Origin of the sequence: Actinoplanes sp. NPDC024001, assembly GCF_040638955.1 — a bacterium.
In the GTDB taxonomy this organism is placed as follows: domain Bacteria; phylum Actinomycetota; class Actinomycetes; order Mycobacteriales; family Micromonosporaceae; genus Actinoplanes.
On sequence record NZ_JBEZZB010000141.1, the window covers coordinates 1 to 18849 of the forward strand.

General features: G+C 69.5%; 12 protein-coding genes. 10 read left to right on the forward strand and 2 right to left on the reverse strand.

Annotated elements, in window-relative coordinates; translation table 11 throughout:
- Positions 1-190 precede the first annotated feature (190 nt).
- On the forward strand, positions 191-1726 hold the full coding sequence (locus AB0F81_RS38430; protein WP_360205951.1) for a protein kinase: 1536 nt from the start codon (positions 191-193) through the stop codon (positions 1724-1726).
- A 4-nt stretch (positions 1727-1730) separates the two neighbouring features.
- Here AB0F81_RS38430 and AB0F81_RS38435 read toward each other — a convergent pair whose 3' ends face one another.
- Positions 1731-3332 carry an alpha/beta-hydrolase family protein gene (locus tag AB0F81_RS38435; protein ID WP_360205953.1) on the reverse strand — a complete coding sequence of 534 codons (1602 nt, stop codon included), beginning with the start codon at positions 3330-3332 and terminating at the stop codon, positions 1731-1733.
- A 404-nt stretch (positions 3333-3736) separates the two neighbouring features.
- Here AB0F81_RS38435 and AB0F81_RS38440 point away from each other — a divergent pair, with 404 nt between their 5' ends.
- The 4 genes from AB0F81_RS38440 to AB0F81_RS38455 are packed head-to-tail and all read left to right on the forward strand — an operon-like array spanning position 3737 to position 9673.
- Positions 3737-5527 carry a sensor domain-containing diguanylate cyclase gene (locus AB0F81_RS38440; protein ID WP_360205955.1) on the forward strand — a complete coding sequence of 597 codons (1791 nt, stop codon included), beginning with the start codon at positions 3737-3739 and terminating at the stop codon, positions 5525-5527.
- A gap of 43 nt (positions 5528-5570) precedes the next feature.
- On the forward strand, positions 5571-7292 hold the full coding sequence (locus AB0F81_RS38445; RefSeq protein WP_360205989.1) for an acyl-CoA dehydrogenase: 1722 nt from the start codon (positions 5571-5573) through the stop codon (positions 7290-7292).
- A 9-nt stretch (positions 7293-7301) separates the two neighbouring features.
- A complete protein-coding gene (gene ligD / locus AB0F81_RS38450) occupies positions 7302-8249 on the forward strand; it encodes a non-homologous end-joining DNA ligase (protein ID WP_360205958.1) in 948 nt (315 codons plus the stop codon).
- Between the two features lie 35 nt (positions 8250-8284).
- Positions 8285-9673, forward strand: coding sequence for an OFA family MFS transporter (locus tag AB0F81_RS38455; RefSeq protein WP_360205960.1), 1389 nt, complete (start codon positions 8285-8287; stop codon positions 9671-9673).
- Positions 9674-10957: 1284 nt separating this feature from the next.
- On the opposite strand, the gene AB0F81_RS38460 is transcribed toward AB0F81_RS38455, so the two are convergent.
- Positions 10958-11980 carry a LacI family DNA-binding transcriptional regulator gene (locus AB0F81_RS38460; RefSeq protein WP_360205963.1) on the reverse strand — a complete coding sequence of 341 codons (1023 nt, stop codon included), beginning with the start codon at positions 11978-11980 and terminating at the stop codon, positions 10958-10960.
- 328 nt (positions 11981-12308) lie between these two features.
- On the opposite strand from AB0F81_RS38460, the gene AB0F81_RS38465 reads away from it, so the two are divergent.
- The 5 genes from AB0F81_RS38465 (at position 12309) to AB0F81_RS38485 (ending at position 18698) form a co-directional block, all read left to right on the forward strand.
- Positions 12309-13607, forward strand: coding sequence for an extracellular solute-binding protein (locus AB0F81_RS38465; protein WP_360205966.1), 1299 nt, complete (start codon positions 12309-12311; stop codon positions 13605-13607).
- Positions 13607-14533 (forward strand): sugar ABC transporter permease, encoded by a 927-nt coding sequence (locus AB0F81_RS38470; protein WP_360205969.1) that lies wholly within the window; start codon positions 13607-13609, stop codon positions 14531-14533. The genes AB0F81_RS38465 and AB0F81_RS38470 overlap by 1 nt, the downstream gene beginning before the upstream one ends.
- A complete protein-coding gene (locus tag AB0F81_RS38475; protein WP_360205971.1) occupies positions 14530-15375 on the forward strand; it encodes a carbohydrate ABC transporter permease in 846 nt (281 codons plus the stop codon). The genes AB0F81_RS38470 and AB0F81_RS38475 overlap by 4 nt, the downstream gene beginning before the upstream one ends.
- Positions 15376-15394: 19 nt before the next feature.
- Entirely contained in the window at positions 15395-16924 is a 1530-nt protein-coding gene (locus AB0F81_RS38480; RefSeq protein WP_360205974.1) for an alpha-N-arabinofuranosidase, read from the forward strand.
- Positions 16925-17099: 175 nt separating this feature from the next.
- Complete coding sequence (locus tag AB0F81_RS38485; protein ID WP_360205976.1) at positions 17100-18698, forward strand: beta-1,3-glucanase family protein; 1599 nt, start codon at positions 17100-17102, stop codon at positions 18696-18698.
- The last annotated feature ends 151 nt before the right edge of the window (positions 18699-18849 follow it).

The following is an 18849-nucleotide window of genomic DNA, read 5'->3' on the forward strand; positions in this document are numbered from 1 at the left end:
ACGCCTCGTCCCAACCCTGCACCTGCTCAACCGTGACCACGTCCGGGAAACGATCCAGAACTACTCGAAGTAGTGATCCGCCGTAGCAGTACTAGCCGCCGCATCACCCGTCCAGGTTCCGCCGAACACCCGCTATCAGCTTTTATCGGGCGATAGAGGATTAAGAGTGTGACGTCGGGAGGAGCCGTCGATGGGTGACACGGAACGGATCGGCCGCTACCTGCTGGGCGAGGAGATCGGCCGCGGCGCCTGCGCGGTGGTCCACCGGGCCACCGCGCCCGGTGAGCCGCCGCTGGCGGTCAAGCTGCTGCGCCCGGACCTGGCCGCCAGCCCCCGGGTCCGGGACCTGCTCAGCCGGATCGGCGGCACCCTGCACCAGCTGCCCCACGACGGGATCGTCCGGATGCGTGACCTGGTCGCCGAGCCGGGACGGCTGGCGCTGGTGATGGAACTGGTGGACGGTCCCAGCGTGCGGGCCTACGTGGCCGCGGAGGGCGGGACCCTGCCGCTGGAGACGGCCGCCGCGGTCGCCGCGCAGGTGGCTGACGTGCTGGCCGACGTGCACGCCCGCGGCATCGTGCACCTCGACCTGAAACCGGAGAACGTCCTGCTGGTGGGCGGGGCACGTCCGCCGCGCGTCAAGGTCGGCGACTTCGGGATGGCCGCGCTGCCGGCTGAGCCGGACACCGTGGACAACCCCTACGCCGCACCGGAGCGGGCCGCCGGCGGGCCACCGACCGCCGCCGCCGACGTGTACGCGCTCGGCGTGCTGCTCGCCGAGATGACGTCCGGGACCCGGCCCGCGCCCGGCCGGTCCGGCCTGCACCGGATTCCCCGGCCGGTTCGCGACGTGGTCCGCGACTGCCTGGCCGTCCACCCGTGGGAGCGGCCGCCGGCCGCCGATGTGGCCGCCCGGATCAGGGCCGCGGTCGTCCTCCCACTGGCGGAGGAGACGCCCACGGAGAAGATGCCGCCACGGGCCTGGCCACCGCAGGAGTTGCCGCCGCAGGAGGTGCCGCCCACCCGGCTGCTGGGTCTGCCGCGCCGGTCCCGCCGGCGGCGGACCGTCCTGCTCGCCGGGGTGGCGAGCGCCGTCCTGGTGGCGGCACTGACCGGCATCGCCGTCCGGATCGGCTCCGGCGACCCACCGGTGGCGGCCCCGCCCTCCGCGGACGCCGGGCCCGGCACGAACCAGCCGAAGCCGGCGCAGACGGTGGAGAGGGAGAAACTGGGCGCGACCGCACCGCCGGCCCGTGCCACCTATGCCGCCCGCCTGCCCGGCGCCGCCGGAACGCTCTCGCTGGCCGTCCGGGACGGCCGGGCCATCGCCTACCTCTGCGACGGCAGCCGGGTCGAGGCCTGGCTGAAGGGCGGCGTCGTCGACGGCAGCCTCTCGCTGACCGGGCGGGACGGCGCCGAGCTGACCGGAAGGACCGACCGGAGACGTGCCACCGGGCAGGTGACCGTCGGCGGGCGATCGACCAGCTTCTCGATCCCGCGGGTTCAGCCCCCGTCCGGCCTCTACCGGGCGGCGGCGAGGCTGCGCAACGCCGAGATAAAAGGCGGCTGGATCGTCCTCCCGGACGGATCGCAGGTCGGTGTGCTGACCCGGGACGGCGTGGCCGCTCCGGCGCCCCGCCTGGACACCGGCGAGCGGAGCGCTGAGATCAGCGGCGACACCCTTCCCGCCGTACCGGTGGACGTCACCAGCGGCACCGGCTTCTGACGCCTCAGCCGTCGAGCAGGGCGCGCAGCCGGAGGCTGTCGGCGTCGGTCCAGCCGGGCGGGGGCGCGATCGCGGCCCACCCGTCCACCGTCTCCGACTTGTAGACGTGCCCGTGCCCGGTCGGCACCTTGTTGGCGAAGACCAGGTCGCAGGTGGTCTGCCAGAACGTGATTCCCGGGTACCAGTGCATGTCCGGCGTCACGTCCGGGCCACGCTCGCCGTTCAGCCACGACGGCTTCTTCCAGAGCAGGTCCCAGTTCCACCAGACGATCGGGTCGGTGGCGTTCTGCAGGTAGACGACCTTCGGTGGGCTGCCGGTGAGGTCACGCAGGCCGGCCGCGTCCTCGGCGAACTCCACCGGCAGATCCGGGTAGACCGGGTCCCAGACCGGGCTGTGCTCGGCCCGGTCGTCGGTGAGCTGCCGGTGCACCGGGTTGGCGAAGGTCGGCCCGAGCAGCAGGGCGCCGTCCGATCCGGCGACCAGTTCCGCCGCCGTGCCGAAGGTCTTCTCCAACCCGTACGTCCCCAGGCTCTCGCCGAACAGCAGCAGCTTGGGCCGGGTCGCCTCGGGCAGCGCGGCCCAGCGCTGCCGCACCGCGGTGATCAGCGCGGAGGCGGCGTCGACCACCTCCGAGCGGTCCCCGAGGAAGGCCGCCCAGCTGGGCAGGTACGAGTACTGCATCGAGATCAGTGCGGTGTCACCGGCGTACATGTACTCCAGTGACCGGGTGACCTTGTTGTCCACCCAGCCGGTCCCGGTCGGGGTGATGACCGCGATCACCGAGCGTTCGAACGCCCCGGTCCGGTCCATCTCCCGAACCACGAGGGCGGCCCGGTCGGCCAGCGTCCGGGCGGAGGTGAGCCCGGCGTAGAGCCGGATCGGCTCGGCGGCCGGCCGCCCGGCGAACGTGGTCAGCTGCTCCCGGGTGGGCGCGCCGGCCACGAACGAGCGGCCCTGCCGGCCCAGCGAGTCCCAGGCGACCAGGGACTGCGGCCCGCCGGAGCGCAGCGCCGAGGCCGGCACCAGGACGCCGTTGCCCGTGCCGTTGTTGATCACGGCGGCGGACCGGTCGGCCATCGTGAAGACCTGCGCCATCAGCAGCCCGTCGAAGGCGCCGTAGCTGAGCACGGCCACCACGACGGTGCCCGCGCAGTACGCCGCGCGGTCGGAGACGATCCGCCGGAACACCCAGGCGCAGGCGTACGTCGCGAGCAGCAGCGCCCGGGCGATCAGCAGCAGCAGGCCGAGGGTGAGCAGGCTGGCCCCGACGGTACGGGCGATGTCGTACTCCTGGGCGGGCTCCATGCCGAGCCGGATCCGCAGCTCCCGTTGCCAGCGGGTGCCGAGCCAGAGGAAGACCACCACGAGCAGCGGAACCAGGGCGATCAGGATCCGCCAGGCGAGGCGGACCGTCTGCTCGTGAAACGGGCGGCGCAGCGCGATCAGGGCGCCGACCCCGGTGCCCAGCGCGTAACCCATCGCGGCGGTGATGCCGGCGACCACGCCCTGCAGGAACCAGGCGCGGGGGAGGAGCGACGGGGTGAAGGAGAGGCAGTAGAAGAGGGCGGCGAAGGCGGCGCCGGTGACGCTCAGGCCGGCCCGCATGATCCGCGGGCGCCCGGGGGCGGCGGGAGGGGCCGCCGGTGATCGTGGGCCGGCCGGGGGCGGCTGCTCGGGCGAGCGTCGCGGCACCGGGACCCGGGCGCGGAGCGGTGCCAGCCATGCCGGCGGTGATGCCACCACCTGTCTGCGCATGCGGTGCTCCGATCGTCGACGTGGGTCGTCCGGTTACATCGCTCGCTGGAAGGGTGGGGATCGCACGTGCTGCGACGATTCCGACCCGCTGAGTGCCTTCTCCATCATCGGGGTCCGGAGCGCCGATCGCCGCCCCGTTTTCCCCGGGGTTTCCGGCGCCCGCACCCTCGGGTTTGCTCCGTGCGGCCCCCTAGTGGGCGTTTTCTTTCAGCCCCGCCTCCCGCTGCCGATGACAAGCGGTGAGGAGGAACGCGATGCGGTTGCGCAACTGGATTGCCGTGGTGGTCAGCGTGTTGTTGCTGGCCGCCGCCGGGGTCATCGGTTTTCTGGTCAACCGGTCCGCCCTGCGGGCGGCCGACACGGTGCATCGGGCTGACAGCAGCGCCCTGGGCACCAACAACGGCACCCTGACCAACCAGCTGCAGCTGAACTCGGCCCTCGAACTGGTCGAGGTCATCAGCGAGCACGTGCTGCATCTCGCCAGGAACTCGGCCGCCGACCAGCAGATGCTGGCGGCCGCCGCGGCCAAGAGCGCGACCTTCCAGTACGGGATGATGACCGCCGACCTGAACGGCGACATCCTCACCGCGAGCCGCGCCGAGGGCCTGCCGTCGCCGGACGACCCCGCCTGGGAGCCGCTGCGCGCCCAGCTCAAAGCCGGCAAACCGGGCTTCTCGAACGTGATGACGGTGGACGGCGTCGCCCTCGCGGCGGTGGCCGTGCCGGTCATGGTCGGCGAGACACCGGCCGGCTTCCTGATCGGGCTCAACGAGGTCGCCACCACGTCGTTGCAGACCTACCTGGTACGCCTCGCCGCCGACACACACCAGACCGTCGTGGTGGACAACACCGGCACCGTCGGCGCCGCCAGCGACCGGACCCTGATCGGTACGGCCGTCGACCCGGCCCTCAAGTCCAGCCTCGGCACGTCCGGCGTCCGTTTCGTCGAGTACGACTCCGGCGACACCCGCATGATCGCGATCGTCTACGGCGGCCTGTCCAGCGGCTGGTCCTACGTCCGTACCCAGACGAAGTCCTCGTTCGACGGCCCGGTGCACAGCCGCAGTCAGACGCTGAACCTGACCCTCGGCGCGATGCTGCTGATCGGAGTGGCCGGCATCTCGGTGCTCGGCTACCGCACCCAGATCCAGCGCCGCCGCGCCGACGAGCGGTTCCAGGCCCTCTTCCAGCACGCCCCCGACCTGGTGTCGGTGCTCGACGGCCGGGGCCGGATCATCTTCAGCAGCCCGAGCGCGTACTCGGTGCTCGGTTTCCCGACCGGCGCGCTCAAGGGGCACACCGTCTTCGAGCTGCTGCACCCCGAGGACGAGCCGAAGATGCGCGAGCAGCTCACCGCCCTGCTCGCCGACCCGGCCGGGGTGCTGCGGCTGCAGTGCCGGGCCCGGTCGGCCGAGGGTGAGTACCGCTGGTTCGACTTCACCGCCTCCAACCAGATGCACAACCCCTCGCTGGAGGGCGTCGTGATCAACGCCCGGGACATCTCGGAGAACCGGGCCTTCCAGGAGCGGCTGGAGCACGAGGCGCAGCACGACCCGCTCACCGGCCTGCCGAACCGCCGCCGGATGCAGGACGCCCTCGGCTCGACGCTGCGCCGCGACTCGGTGGCGGTGCTGTTCGTGGACCTGGACGGGTTCAAGCCGGTGAACGACGCCCACGGGCACGAGGTGGGCGACGAACTGTTGCGGCAGGTCGCGGACCGGCTCAGCGCCTGCGTACGCTCGACCGACGTGCTGTCGCGAGTCGGCGGCGACGAGTTCGTCGTGCTGATGCCCGGCGTGACCGCCGGCGACGCGGAGAGCATGAGCGGCCGCCTGCGATACGTCCTGGAGCTGCCGTTCCGGATCGCCGGCCAGGAGATCCTGATCGGCGCCAGCATCGGCGTGCACCTGGCGCCGGCCGCCGAGGACCCGGACACCGCGCTGCGCGCCGCCGACCACGCGATGTACGCGATCAAGCACGCCGGCGGCAGCCGTGGAGCGCGCGAGGACGACGGTTGGGTGGGCCGGCACCGCGCGGCGGGCTGAACTTAGTGCACACTAGGTGCAATGAGTTTCCCGGCGAACGGTGGTGGCTGCGGTGTCCAAGGTGCTCTCCCGGCGTGATCTCGCGTTTCTGCTCTACGAATGGCTCGACGTCGAGTCGCTGACCGAGCGGGAGCGGTTCGCCGAGCACTCCCGGGAGACGTTCGACGCGTTCCTGGACGTCTCCCAGCAGATCGCCGAGCGCGACTTCGCGCCGCACAACCGCAAGAACGACCTGAACGAGCCGACCTTCGACGGCGAGCGGGTGGAGATCATCCCGGAGGTGTCCCGGGCGCTGAAGGCCTTCGCCGAGGCCGGTCTGATCGCCGCGCCGCTGAGCGCCGAGCACGGCGGCATGCAGCTCCCGGCGGTCGTCGCCCGGGCCTGCTTCCTCTGGTTCCAGGCCGCCAACACCGCCACCTCGGCGTACGCGATGCTCACCTCGGGCAACGCGCATCTGCTGCTCGCGCACGGCACCAAGGAGCAGATCGAGACGTACGTCTACCCGATGCTCGAGGGCCGGTTCACCGGAACCATGTGCCTGTCCGAGCCGCAGGCCGGGTCCGCGCTCAGCGACGTGCTGACGAAGGCGGTCCCGGCCGGCGACGGCACCTACCGGGTGACCGGCAGCAAGATGTGGATCTCCGGCGGCGACCACGAGCTGAGCGAGAACATCGTGCACCTGGTGCTGGCCCGGGTCGCCGGGGCGCCCGCCGGGGTCAAGGGGCTGTCGCTGTTCATCGTGCCGAAGAAGCACGTGGCGACGGGGGAGCGCAACGGCGTGACGCTCGCCGGGCTCAACCACAAGATGGGTTACCGGGGCACCACCAACACCGTGCTCGCCTTCGACGACGCCACCGGTTACCTGGTCGGGGAGGAAGGGCGCGGCCTCGCGTACATGTTCCTGATGATGAACGAGGCCCGGATCGGCGTCGGGGCGGGCGCGGTCGCCCTGGGCTACACCGGCTACCTGCACGCCCTGGCCTACGCCCGGGAGCGGGAGCAGGGCCGTCCGCTCGCCGACAAGGACCCCACGGCCCCGCCGGTTCCCATCGTCAAGCACCCGGACGTACGCCGGATGCTGCTCGCCTCCAAGTCCTACGTCGAGGGCGGTCTGGCCCTGATCCTGTACGCGGCGAAGCTGCTCGACGAGCCGTCCGAGGAGAACAACCTGCTGCTGGACGTGCTCACCCCGATCGTCAAGGCGTGGCCGTCGCAGTGGTGCCGGCTCGCCGACGACCACGCCATCCAGGTGCACGGCGGCTACGGCTACACCCGGGAGTACCCGGTCGAGCAGTTCTACCGGGACAACCGGCTCAACTCGATCCACGAGGGCACCGACGGCATCCAGGCGCTCGACCTGCTCGGCCGCAAGGTCACCATGAAGGGCGGCGCCGGGCTGGGCCTGCTGCTGGACCGGATCCGGGCCACCGCTTCCGCGGTGCCCACCGACCTCGGCACCCCGGTCCTGGAGGCCTGCGACCGCCTGGCCCGCACCACCGCGAAGCTCTGGGCCACCGGCGACCCGTCGTCCGCCCTGGTCAACGCCACCGCCTACCTCGACGCCGCCGGCCACCTGGTGGTCGCCTGGCTCTGGTTGGAGCAGCATCTCGCGGCCGGCGACAAGGAGGGCGACTTCTACGACGGCAAACGGCTCGCGGCCCGCTACTTCATCACCCACGAACTGCCCCGGATCGGCCCGATGCTGGACCTGCTGGACTCGGGTGACACGCTGCTTCGGGACATGGACGACGCCTGGCTGGGCTAAATTCTGACCATGGCCGGTAAAGCCACCGTCATCGAAGTCGGCGACCACGACGTCCGGGTCTCCAACCCGGACCGGATCTACTTCCCGGAGCTCGGCGCCACCAAGCTCGACCTGGTCGAGTACTACCTGGCGGTGGGCGACGGGATCGTCCGGGCGCTGCGCGAGCGCCCCTGCATGCTGCACCGCTTCCCGGACGGCCTGGCCGGGGAGAAGGTGCACCAGAAGCGGGTGCCGAACGGCGCGCCGCCCTGGCTGGAGACGGTCCGGGTGAAGTTCCCGCGCTACAACCGGCACGCCGACGAGCTGTGCGTCACCAAGCTCGCCGACGTGATCTGGGCGGTGCAGATGTCCACCGTGGAGTTCCACCCGTGGAACTCCCGGCGGGCCGACACCGAGAAACCCGACGAGTGGCGGATCGACCTGGACCCGATGCCGGACTGCCCGTTCGACACGGTCCGCCGGGTCGCCGGGGTCGCTCACGAGGTCCTCGACGAGCTCGGCATCACCGGATTCCCGAAAACCTCCGGTGGCAAAGGTCTGCACGTCTACGTGCGCATCGAGCCACGATGGGGCTTCTCCGACGTACGCCGGGCCGCGCTCGCCTTCGCCCGGGAGGTGGAGCGGCGCGCCCCGGACGACGTCACCACCACCTGGTGGCGCAAGGATCGGGACCCGGGCTCGCTGTTCATCGACTACAACCAGAACGCGCGAGACCACACCATCGCCAGCGCCTATTCGGTACGCGGGGTGCCCACCGCGACGGTGTCCACGCCGGTGCGCTGGGACGAGATCCCGGACGTCGACCCGAAGGACTTCACCATTCGTACGGTCCCGGCTCGTTTCGCCGAGCTCGGCGACCTGCATGCCGCGATCGACGATCGCGCCTTCTCCCTGGAGACCCTGCTGGAGTGGGCGGAGCGCGACGAGAAGGCCGGCCTGGCCGCGCCGGAGGACTGAGTTTATCGAGATCGATGGATGGGTAGTCGGCCGCAATGGCCCTGCTCTCCCGTTTCGACCGCGCGCACTCGATCGCGCCGCCCGGGTACAGCCGCTGGCTGATCCCGCCGGCCGCGCTCTCGGTGCACCTGTGCATCGGCCAGGTGTACGCGACCAGCGTCTACAAGAACTCGCTGGTCCAGCACTTCGACACCGGCCAGACGGCGATCGGGATCATCTTCAGCATCGCGATCGTCATGCTGGGACTCTCCGCGGCCGTCGGCGGCACCTGGGTGGAGGCGAGCGGGCCACGCAAGGCGATGTTCGTGTCCGCCTGCTTCTGGGCGACCGGCTTCCTGGTCAGCGCGCTCGGCATCGCCACCGGGCAGCTCTGGCTGCTCTACCTCGGTTACGGCGTACTCGGCGGCATCGGGCTGGGCATCGGCTACATCTCCCCGGTCTCCACGCTGATCAAATGGTTCCCGGACCGGCCCGGCCTGGCCACCGGCCTGGCGATCATGGGGTTCGGCGGCGGCGCGCTGATCGCCGGGCCGCTGTCCCGGCAGCTGATGTCGCTCTACGACAGCGGCTACGACCCGAACGTCGCCACCTCGGTCGCCGACGGGGACGCGCTGACCGGGCTGTTCCTCACCCTCGGCATCGGCTACTTCGTGATCATGATGTTCGGGGTGTTCAACATCCGGGTGCCCCGCGACGGCTGGCAGCCGGACGGCTGGGACCCCGCGACCGTACGCGAGAAGCCCCTGGTCACCACCGCGCAGGTGTCCGCCGCCAACGCGATCCGGACGCTCCCGTTCTGGCTGCTCTGGGTCGTCCTGTTCTGCAACGTGACAGCCGGGATCGGCATCCTGGAACAGGCCAGCCCGATGATCCAGGACTTCTTCCGGGAGAACGGCGAGTCCAGCGTCGCGGTCTCCGCGGCGGCCGGCTTCGTCGGCGTGCTCTCGCTGTTCAACATGGCCGGCCGGTTCGTCTGGTCGTCGACCTCCGACCTGATCGGCCGCAAACCGATGTACATGATCTACCTGGGCGGCGGGATCGTCCTCTACCTCCTGCTCGCCCTGATCGGCCCGGCCGCGACCGCACTGTTCGTCCTGCTGGCCGGCGTCATCCTGTCGTTCTACGGCGGCGGGTTCGCCACGATCCCGGCCTACCTGCGTGACCTGTTCGGCACGTACCAGGTGGGCGCCATCCACGGCCGCCTGCTGACCGCCTGGTCCGCGGCCGGCGTGGCCGGCCCGCTGATCATCAACGGCTTCCTGGACGCCCAGGGCAAACCCGGAACGCTCACCGCCGACGCCTACCGCCCGGCGCTGTTCACCATGGTCGCCCTGCTGGCCGTCGGCTTCCTGGCCAACCTGCTGGTGCGCCCGGTCCCCGAGCGTTATCACGAACCCGCGAGAAGGGAGGAGGTGGCCGCGTGAGGCTCTTCCTTTCCTGGGCCCTGGTGACCGTCCTGCTCGGCTACGGCGTGATCCAGACCGCCATCACCGCTGCCAAGCTCTTCCAGTAGTCCGCCTGCCACCCCGCCCCAGCCCGAACCCGGACACCGGCACTCGGCGGCCAGCCGGTAGCTGCCACCCGATCGCGCTCATCGCGCAATCGGCAGCCGCCGGTCGCCCGGCCTCCTCGCGCGGCCGCCGGCTGCCACCCGGCCCTCCTCGCGCGGTCACTGGCTGCCACCCGGCCCCCTCGCGCGGTCACTGGCTGCCGGGTGCTCGGGCGGAACCACATTTACGGCCTCGCCCACCCTCAGCGATCTTGAACGGATCAGCCGCGCTCGGTGGCGTAGTGGATCGGCGTCTGGTGGCGGTGCAGCTCTCTATTGCCGGCATTGCCGGCGAGAGATGCCGATTTCTTTACCGGTTTGCCGCCCCTGTTACGCAGTTCCTATATCCGTCGCCGGACAGTCGTGCATGCCGGACGGACGTTCCTTCAAATAGGCATGATCAAATACTTACCGAGGGCGATTTCTTTCCGGCAGAATGGAGGCATGCGGCAGCAGGGTTTGTTCACCAGGGCGGAATTGTCGGCCATGCGTGACCGCACCGCTTCACGCCGCCATTCTCCGGCCCGCGACGCTTTCCGCCGCGAACACGAGCGACGCCGCGCCTGGGGTCTGGCCCGCCGCCATTCCGACCGCCTGCGTCGAGCACATGATCGCCGCCGCCTTTCTCATCCTCCAACCGAAGCGTGCCCACCCCCGATCGAGTCTTCCGCCCCGGTGGCGTCCCCGACCTCGATCGCTCCTTCAGCCGCGGTCAAGTCCCTGGCTGCGGCGGCGCCTCCGGCCGCGGTCGCGTCTCTGGCTGTGGTGGCGCCTCCGGCCGCGGTCGCGTCTCTGGCTGCGGCGGCGCCTCCGGCCGCGGTGGTGCCTCCGGCCGTGGTGACGTCTCCGACTTCGGTCGCTTCCTCGGCTGTGGCGTTTTCGGCCGCGGTCGCCTCCTCAGCTGCGGTGGCATACCCGGCACTTTGCCGTCCGCGGCGGCCTCGCCGATCGAGTGCAGGCGACCGGAGACTGGCCACTCTCGCTTCGGCGGGTTTGAACATCTCCGGGGAGAGGCCGATAAGTTCGCAGAAAACATTTGTTCGGCATTGTGCAGGGTTGCATTCCCCGTATTCTTGGCTGCAAGTTGATCGGGTCCTGGGGTTGTGCGGGGCAGCATTAAATGCCCTGCGGCGGTGGGTCGGACACCGATCTGAGTCTCTCAGCCGCGGCCGATGGTGCTTTCCCGGACTATCAACCTGTGGGGGGCGCGCAGCTCCAGGCCCGGAGGGGGCGTCGCGCTGCTGATGCGCAGCAGGAGGCGTTCCACCGCGGTGGTTGCGATCATCTCCTTGTCGGGGGAGATGGTGGTGACCGGAGGGTTGGAGAAGCGGCCGTCCTCGATGTCGTCGTAACCGATCACCGCGACGTCCTCGGGCACCCGCAGGCCGCGGGACACGATGGTGTGGATGGCGCCGAGTGCGACCAGGTCGCTGTAGCAGAACACCGCGTCCGGCGGGTCCTCGCGGTCGAGCAGGTGGGCCATCGCCTGGGCGCCGTCGGGGCGGTTGAAGCGGGGCGTACTGATGATGAGATCTTCGCGGACCGGCAGGCCGCGCGCGTGGTGTGCCTCGCGGAAGCCGCGCGTGCGGCGCTGGGCCGCCTCGCCGGTGGCGTAGGGCTGGTCGCCGATCGCGGCGACCCGCTGCCGGCCCAGGTCGAGCAGGTGGTCGGTGGCCTGCCGGGAAGCGGCCACGTCGTCGATGCCGATGTGGTCGAACGTGCCGTCGCTGGTCCGTTCACCGAGTATGACCAGCGGCAGGGCCGGGTCGCGGTCGGCGAGGGCCTGCTGGTCGAGGCCGAGCGGGCTGAAGATGACGCCGTCGAAGAGCAGCCGGCGGGAGCCGTGCGCGATGAAGCCGCGCTCGTGCTCGGCGTCGCCGTCGGTCTGGTCGATCAGAACGTTATATCCGCTCTTCCGGGCCGCGCGGATCACGCTCTGCAACAACTCGGAGAAGTACGGGGTGTCCAGGTACGGCACCACCAGGGCAATCTGACCGGACCGCCCCTGTGCCAGGTTCCGGGCCAGCACGTTGGGCCGGTAGCCCAGTTCATCGACGGCCCGCTGGACCCGGATGCGGGTCCGCTCGGTGACGTTCGCATAGCCGTTCACCACGTTGGAGACGGTGCGGCTGGAAACTCCCGCCAGCTCCGCCACGTCACGCAGAGTGACTTCCCGACGCAATGTGCCCCCCTTTGCGGCTAACCGCCAGCGCCAAGTTTCCGGCAGGTTACCCCTTGCCGTCGATTGGACGGTTGTGCATGCTGTGTTTTGCAGCGCTGCAAAACAGTAGCAACATCTGCCTGCGGGCGGCATATACGCAGGTGGGATCGGTTTCGCAAGCGTGCTGAACGGCCCTGGTGTCTGGTAGACCAGTGGCCGGCCCTCGGTGTGCCAGCACCGCGGGCCGGCTCTACCCGACACGTCAACCGGATACTCGAATGCTCAACCCTGTGAGGACCCAGTGAACGCCAGGAACTTTAGTCTAAAGCGCCGTCTGCGGCGATCAGTCGTGACGGCGGTCGCTGCTTTCACCGCGGTCACCATGGTGGCGTGCGGTAGCGACTCCGCCGACACCCCCGAGAAGCCCACCGGCCCGGTCACCGTCAAGGTCTGGGCCTGGTACCCGGAGTTCCAGGGTGTCGTCGACCTGTTCAACAAGACCCACTCGGACATCAAGATCGAGTGGACCAACGCGGGTACCGGTCAGGACCAGTACACCAAGCTGCAGACCGCGCTGAAGGCCGGCAAGGGCGCGCCCGACGTGGCCATGCTGGAGCTGCAGGAGATCCCCACCTTCGCGCTCACCAAGCACCTCGTCGACCTCGGCAAGTACGGCGCCAACGACGTCAAGGGCGACTACGTCGAGTGGGCCTGGAAGCAGGTCAGCTCCGGTGACCAGGTCTACGCCATCCCGGTCGACGCCGGCCCCATGGCGATGATGTACCGCGAGGACATCTTCAAGAAGTACGGCCTGACCGTGCCGAAGACCTGGGACGAGTACAAGGCGCAGGCCGAGAAGCTGAAGACCGCCTCCGCCGGCAAGAGCTTCATCACCGACTTCGGCGCGAACGACGGCGGCTTCATGAGCGGCCTGATGTGGCAGGCCGGCGCCCAGCCGTACTCCTACGACCTGGCGAACCCGTCCAACATCGGGGTGAACGTCAACAGCGCCGAGGCCAAGAAGGTCATCGAGTACTGGGAGGGCATGGTCAACGCCGGTCTGGCCGACACCACCGCCTTCCACACCACGGACTTCTACAACGGACTCAACTCGGAGAAGTACGCCACCTACCTCGCGGCCGGCTGGGGCCCCGGTTACATCCAGGCCAACGCCGCCAAGTCGTCCGGCAAGTGGAAGGTCGCGCCGCTGCCGCAGTGGGTCGCCGGCGAGAACAAGCAGGGTGACTGGGGCGGCTCCTCGTTCGCGGTGACCGACCAGGCCAAGTACCCGGACGTCGCCGCCAAGGTCGCCATGGAGCTGTTCGGCGCGAAGAACACCGACGCCTGGAAGATCGGCATCGACAAGGCGTTCCTCTTCCCGACCGCCACGCCGATCCTCGAGTCGGACACCTTCAAGAACAAGGAGTACGAGTTCTTCGGCGGCCAGAAGGTCAACGAGGTCTTCGTCCCGGCCTACAACGCGATCGGCCCGTTCTCCTGGAGCCCGTTCAACAGCTACAACTTCAACCAGCTGACCACCAACCTGAACCAGGCGATCGAGAAGAAGACGTCCTGGACGGCGGCGCTGGACGCGGCGCAGGCGAACGTCAAGACCTACGCCACCCAGCAGGGCTTCAAGGTTCAGTAATGACCCAGGTGCAGACCAAGCCCGCGGCCGCTCCGGCGGCTGCGGGCCCCGCACAACGCCGGCCGCTCTTCAGAAGCGCACGCGAGGCCACGACGGGTTGGCTCTTCGTCCTCCCGTTCGCCATCCTGCTGATCGCGTTCCTGCTGTTGCCGCTGGCGTACGCCTTCAAGATCAGCCTGTACCGGTCCACCCTGATCGAGGGCGAGGTCTTCGCCTTCCTGGACAACTACAAGCAGGCGATCGACGACCCGCTGGTCCGTGAGGGCGTCGTCCGGGTCCTGATCTTCGGCTTGATCCAGACTCCGGTGATGATCGGGCTGGCGCTGCTCGCGGCCCTGCTGATCGACGCCGCGACCTCGCGGTTCTCCCGCTTCTTCCGGCTGGCGGCCTTCGTCCCGTACGCCGTGCCGGTGGTGATCGGCACGCTCATGTGGGGCTTCCTGTACAGCAAGAACATCGGCCCGCTCGCCTGGACCGGCGTCGACTTCGTCTCCGGTGACACGGTGCTGGCGTCGCTGGGCAACATCGTCACCTGGCAGTGGGCCGGCTACAACATGATCGTCCTGTACGCGGCGCTGCAGGGCCTGCCCAAGGAGGTCTACGAGTCCGCGAAGATCGACGGCGCCGGTCAGGTGCAGATCGCTCTGCGGATCAAGACGCCGATGATCTCCTCAGCCTTGGTCCTGGCCACGCTCTTCACGATCATGGGGACGCTGCAGTTCTTCACCGAGCCGCTGATCCTGCAGCCGCTCAACCCGGGCGCGATCACCCAGCACTACACACCGAACGTGTACGCCTATAACCAGGCGTTCTCGTTCCAGCAGTACAACTACTCGGCGGCGATCTCGTTCCTGCTCGGCGCGGTGGTCTTCATCGGGTCGTACATCTTCCTGTTCGCCACCCGGAAGAGGAGCGCGCTGCGATGAGTCTCAAGAAAGGCAGCGTCGCCGCCCACGTGGTGATGGGCCTGATGGCCGTCTACTTCCTGCTGCCGTTCTGGTGGCTGCTGGTGGCGTCGACCAAGAACAACGAGGGCCTGTTCGACGCGGGTTCGCTCTGGTTCAACGGCTTCCACCTGTTCGACAACCTGAAACTGCTGTTCAACCAGGAGAACGGGGTCTTCCTCACCTGGCTGCGCAACTCGGCGTTCTACGCCGTGGTGAGCGGTGTGGGCGCGACCGCGATCTCGGCGCTGGCCGGCTATGCCTTCGCCAAGCTGCGCTTCCCGGGCCGCAACGCCCTCTTCGCGCTGCTCCTCGGACTGATCATGGTGCCGGCGACGGCGCTGGTGCTGCCGACGTACCTGCTGATGTCGCAGGCCGACCTGGTCGACACGATCTGGGCGGTGATCCTGCCGTCGCTGCTCAACCCGTTCGGTGTCTACCTGCTCCGGGTCTACGTCCACGATTCGATCCCGGACGAGATGCTCGAGGCCGCCCGCATCGACGGGGCCGGGGAGTTCCGGGTGTTCCGCAGCGTGGCGCTGCCCGCCATGCGGCCGGCCCTGGTCACCGTGCTGCTGTTCAGCATGGTCGCGTCCTGGAACAACTTCTTCCTGCCGCTGGTGATGCTGAGCGACGACCAGCTCTACCCGCTCACCGTCGGGCTCCGGACCTGGTACATGTCCGCGATCATGGGCAACGGCGGCGCGGCCACGTTCAACGTGATCATCACCGGCGCCCTCGTGGCGATCGTCCCCCTGATCGTGGCTTTCCTGATGTTGCAGCGGTACTGGCGCGGTGGCTTGACCATCGGCGCCGTCAAGTGACTTTCTTCTAAGGAACAACATGCTTCGTGCACGTGTCGCACTGAACCCTGCCCAAATCGTGGCGCCGGTCAGCCGCCGCACCTTCGGCTCCTTCGTCGAGCACATGGGCCGCTGCGTCTACACCGGGATCTACGAGCCGGGTCACGCGCTCGCCGACGAGGACGGGTTCCGCACCGACGTGCTGGCCCTGGCCCGCGAGCTCGGTGTCACGATGGTCCGCTATCCGGGCGGCAACTTCGTCTCCGGCTACCGCTGGGAGGACGGCGTCGGCCCGGTCGAGCAGCGCCCCCGCCGGCGTGACCTGGCCTGGCGCAGCATCGAGACGAACGAGGTCGGCATCGACGAGTTCGCCAAGTGGGCCGAGAAGGCCGACGTCGAGATCATGTACGCGGTGAACCTCGGCACCCGTGGCGTGCAGGAGGCGCTCGACGTCCACGAGTACGTCAACCACCCGGAGGGCACCGAGCTCTCCGAGCGGCGGCGGGCCAACGGCGCGGAGAAGCCGTACGGCATCAAGATCTGGTGCCTCGGCAACGAGCTCGACGGACCGTGGCAGACCGGGCACAAGACCCCGGAGGAGTACGGCCTGCTCGCCGCCTCGACCGCACGGGCGCTGCGCTCGGCCGAGCCGGACCTGGAACTCGTCGCCTGCGGCAGCTCCAGCTCGGTGATGCCGACCTTCGGCACCTGGGAGTCGACGGTGCTGGAGCACGCCTACGACGTGGTCGACTACGTCTCCTGCCACGCGTACTACGAGGAGCACGACGGCGATCTGGGCTCGTTCCTGGCCAGCGCGGTGGACATGGACCACTTCGTGAACAGCATCGTGGCCACCGCGGACGCGGTCGGCGCCCGCCTGAAGAGCAAGAAGAAGATCAACCTGTCGTTCGACGAGTGGAACGTCTGGTACCTGTCCCGGTTCCAGAACGCGCCGCTGCCGAAGGAGTGGGAGGTCGCCCCGCGGGTCATCGAGGACCAGTACAACGTCGCCGACGCGGTGGTGGTCGGCAACCTGCTGATCTCGCTGCTGCGGCACAGCGACCGGGTGACCGCGGCCTGCCAGGCGCAGCTGGTGAACGTGATCGCGCCGATCATGACCGAGCCGGGCGGCCCGGCCTGGCGGCAGACCATCTTCTACCCGTTCTCCCGGACCGCGGCCCTGGCCAAGGGCGACGTGCTGGACGTCCTGGTGGACAGCCCGTCCTACGACACCGCGAAGTACGGCGAGGCAGCCGTGGTCGACGCGGTGGCCACCCACGACCCGGCCACCGGCGACGTGGTGCTCTTCGCGGTCAACCGGGACCAGGAGCAGCCGGTCGAGCTCACCGTCGACCTGGCCGCGTTCGGCGCCGGGCTGACCGTGGCCGAGTCCTGGACGCTCACCGACGACGACGTGCGCGCCTCGAACACCAGGGACGAGCCGGAGCGGGTCACCCTGCGCCCGACCGCGGAGGTGCCCACCGGCGCGGTCGCGGTCGATGGCGAAGTCGCCACTCTCGTCCTGCCGCGCATCTCCTGGTCCGTGGTGCGCCTGACCCGGGCGAACTGAACCGCCGCCGGGCCGGGACGACGATCCCGGCCCGGCGAAAGTGTTATCCGGACGCGGCGAAAAACGTCCACCACAAAGGTCCTTAAAGCGACCTTAAACGCCGCGCGCGACAGCGGAAAACCTTTGAATAATGGCGATCGTTCCCGTCCGATCTCCTTCGAAGGGCCGCACCCCCATGCGCCGGAAACGAAGCCTGATTCTCGCCTCGGCGGCCACCGTCGCCGCCCTGGCCACCGCCTGGATCGCCCTGCCCGCCTCGGCCGCGGCACCCACCGCCACCCTGCGTACGGTCGATGACTGGGGCAGCGGCTGGCAGGCCGAGGTGACCATCGACAACACCGGAACGTCCGCGCTCACCTCCTGGAAGGTCGAATTCGACCTGCCGGCCGGTGCCGGCATCGGCAGTTTCTGGGAAACCGACATGACTGCTTCGGGCAGTCACCGGACATTCACGAACCGTTCCTGGAACGGCGCGATTCCGGTCGGCGCGAAGGTGACGTTCGGTTTCGTCGGCTCGGGCGCGCGGCCGGTCAACTGCAAGCTGAACGGCGCACCCTGCGGCGGGGAGGCGACCACGCCGGTCACCGTCGCGCCCTCGACAGCGGTGCCCACGGCTCCGGCCACGACGCCGGCCACTACGAAGCCCTCGGCGACCACGCCGGCCGCCGAGGTGCCGCCGGCGTCGAACCTGCTCCCGGTCACCATCACCAACGAGTCCGGGCGCAAGCAGGCCGTCCACGTCTACGTCCTGGGCGTCAACCTGAACACCGGCAAGCTCGGCTACGTCGACTCGTCGGGCGCCTTCACCGCCTGGTCCGGCGGCGGGTCCGTCCCGGTGCCCGCGCCCGACGTGGCGATCACCGGCCCGGCGGACGGCGCCAGCTCCACGATCCGGGTGCCGAAGAACCTCTCCGGCCGGATCTACTTCTCCTTCGGCAGGAAGCTGGACTTCCGGTTGACCGCCGACGGCCTGGTGCAGCCCGCGCCGTGGGCCGGCGCCGACCCGAACCGCGACATCCTCTTCGACTGGAGCGAGTTCACCCTCAACGACTCCGGCCTGTGGCTGAACAGCTCACAGGTGGACATGTTCGCGGTGCCGCACGTGGTCAGCGTGACCGGCGGCGACGGCCGGACCCGCAAGACCGGTGAGGTCGTCCCCGGTGGCCGGCAGAAGGTCATCGACGCGGTGAAGGCGAATCCCGACTTCGCCCGCAGCGTCGTCACCGGCTCCGACGGCACGGTGCTGCGGGTGCTCGCCCCGGGCAAGGCGACCGACGCGGGCCTGATGAGCCCGGCCTACCTGGACGCCTACATCAGCCGGGCGTGGAACGCGTACACCGCGAAGACGCTGACCGTGGTGCCCTTCACCGATCAGCCCGGTGTTCGCTTCGCGGGGCGCACCTCCGGCGACGTCATGAGCTTCACGGACACCACGGGCAAGACCGTGGCCTCGTTCACCAAGCCCTCGACGGCGAACGTGTGGGGTTGCGACGGCGCCCTCGCCGCGCCGAACGACCAGGTCGTCGGGCCGATCGCGCGGACCCTCTGTGCGGCGCTGTGGCGCACCACGCTGGGCGAGCTCGACACCCAGCCGAGCGGCACCGCGGCGGACTTCTACCGCGGCGAGCCGGCCAACGTCTACGCCAGGTCGATCCACGACAACATGGTCGACGGCAAGGCTTACGCCTTCGCTTTCGACGACGTGCAGGCCCAGGAGTCGCTGGTGCACAGCGGCGACCCGCGAGCCGCCGGGATCACCCTGTCCGCGTTCTGAGCAATCGACGGAGCCCACTGTCTTAACAGTGGGCTCCGTTCGCATTGTGGGATGAATCACGTCTCATTCCCGGAACATTCCGAAGTGGGTCGATTCGCTGGTGGCGGCCGGTGCGGACGGCGCCGGGGCGAATCGATGTGCGGTACCCCCA

What these genes read in the sequence shown, in the direction of transcription:
- AB0F81_RS38480 (WP_360205974.1), top strand. Translation starts at nt 15,395, where the DNA reads ATGCTTCGTGCACGTGTCGCACTGAACCCTGCCCAAATCGTGGCGCCG.
- AB0F81_RS38455 (WP_360205960.1), top strand. Translation starts at nt 8,285, where the DNA reads ATGGCCCTGCTCTCCCGTTTCGACCGCGCGCACTCGATCGCGCCGCCC.
- AB0F81_RS38435 (WP_360205953.1), bottom strand. Translation starts at nt 3,332, where the DNA reads ATGCGGGCCGGCCTGAGCGTCACCGGCGCCGCCTTCGCCGCCCTCTTC.
- AB0F81_RS38430 (WP_360205951.1), top strand. Translation starts at nt 191, where the DNA reads ATGGGTGACACGGAACGGATCGGCCGCTACCTGCTGGGCGAGGAGATC.
- AB0F81_RS38440 (WP_360205955.1), top strand. Translation starts at nt 3,737, where the DNA reads ATGCGGTTGCGCAACTGGATTGCCGTGGTGGTCAGCGTGTTGTTGCTG.
- AB0F81_RS38485 (WP_360205976.1), top strand. Translation starts at nt 17,100, where the DNA reads ATGCGCCGGAAACGAAGCCTGATTCTCGCCTCGGCGGCCACCGTCGCC.
- AB0F81_RS38470 (WP_360205969.1), top strand. Translation starts at nt 13,607, where the DNA reads ATGACCCAGGTGCAGACCAAGCCCGCGGCCGCTCCGGCGGCTGCGGGC.
- AB0F81_RS38475 (WP_360205971.1), top strand. Translation starts at nt 14,530, where the DNA reads ATGAGTCTCAAGAAAGGCAGCGTCGCCGCCCACGTGGTGATGGGCCTG.
- ligD (WP_360205958.1), top strand. Translation starts at nt 7,302, where the DNA reads ATGGCCGGTAAAGCCACCGTCATCGAAGTCGGCGACCACGACGTCCGG.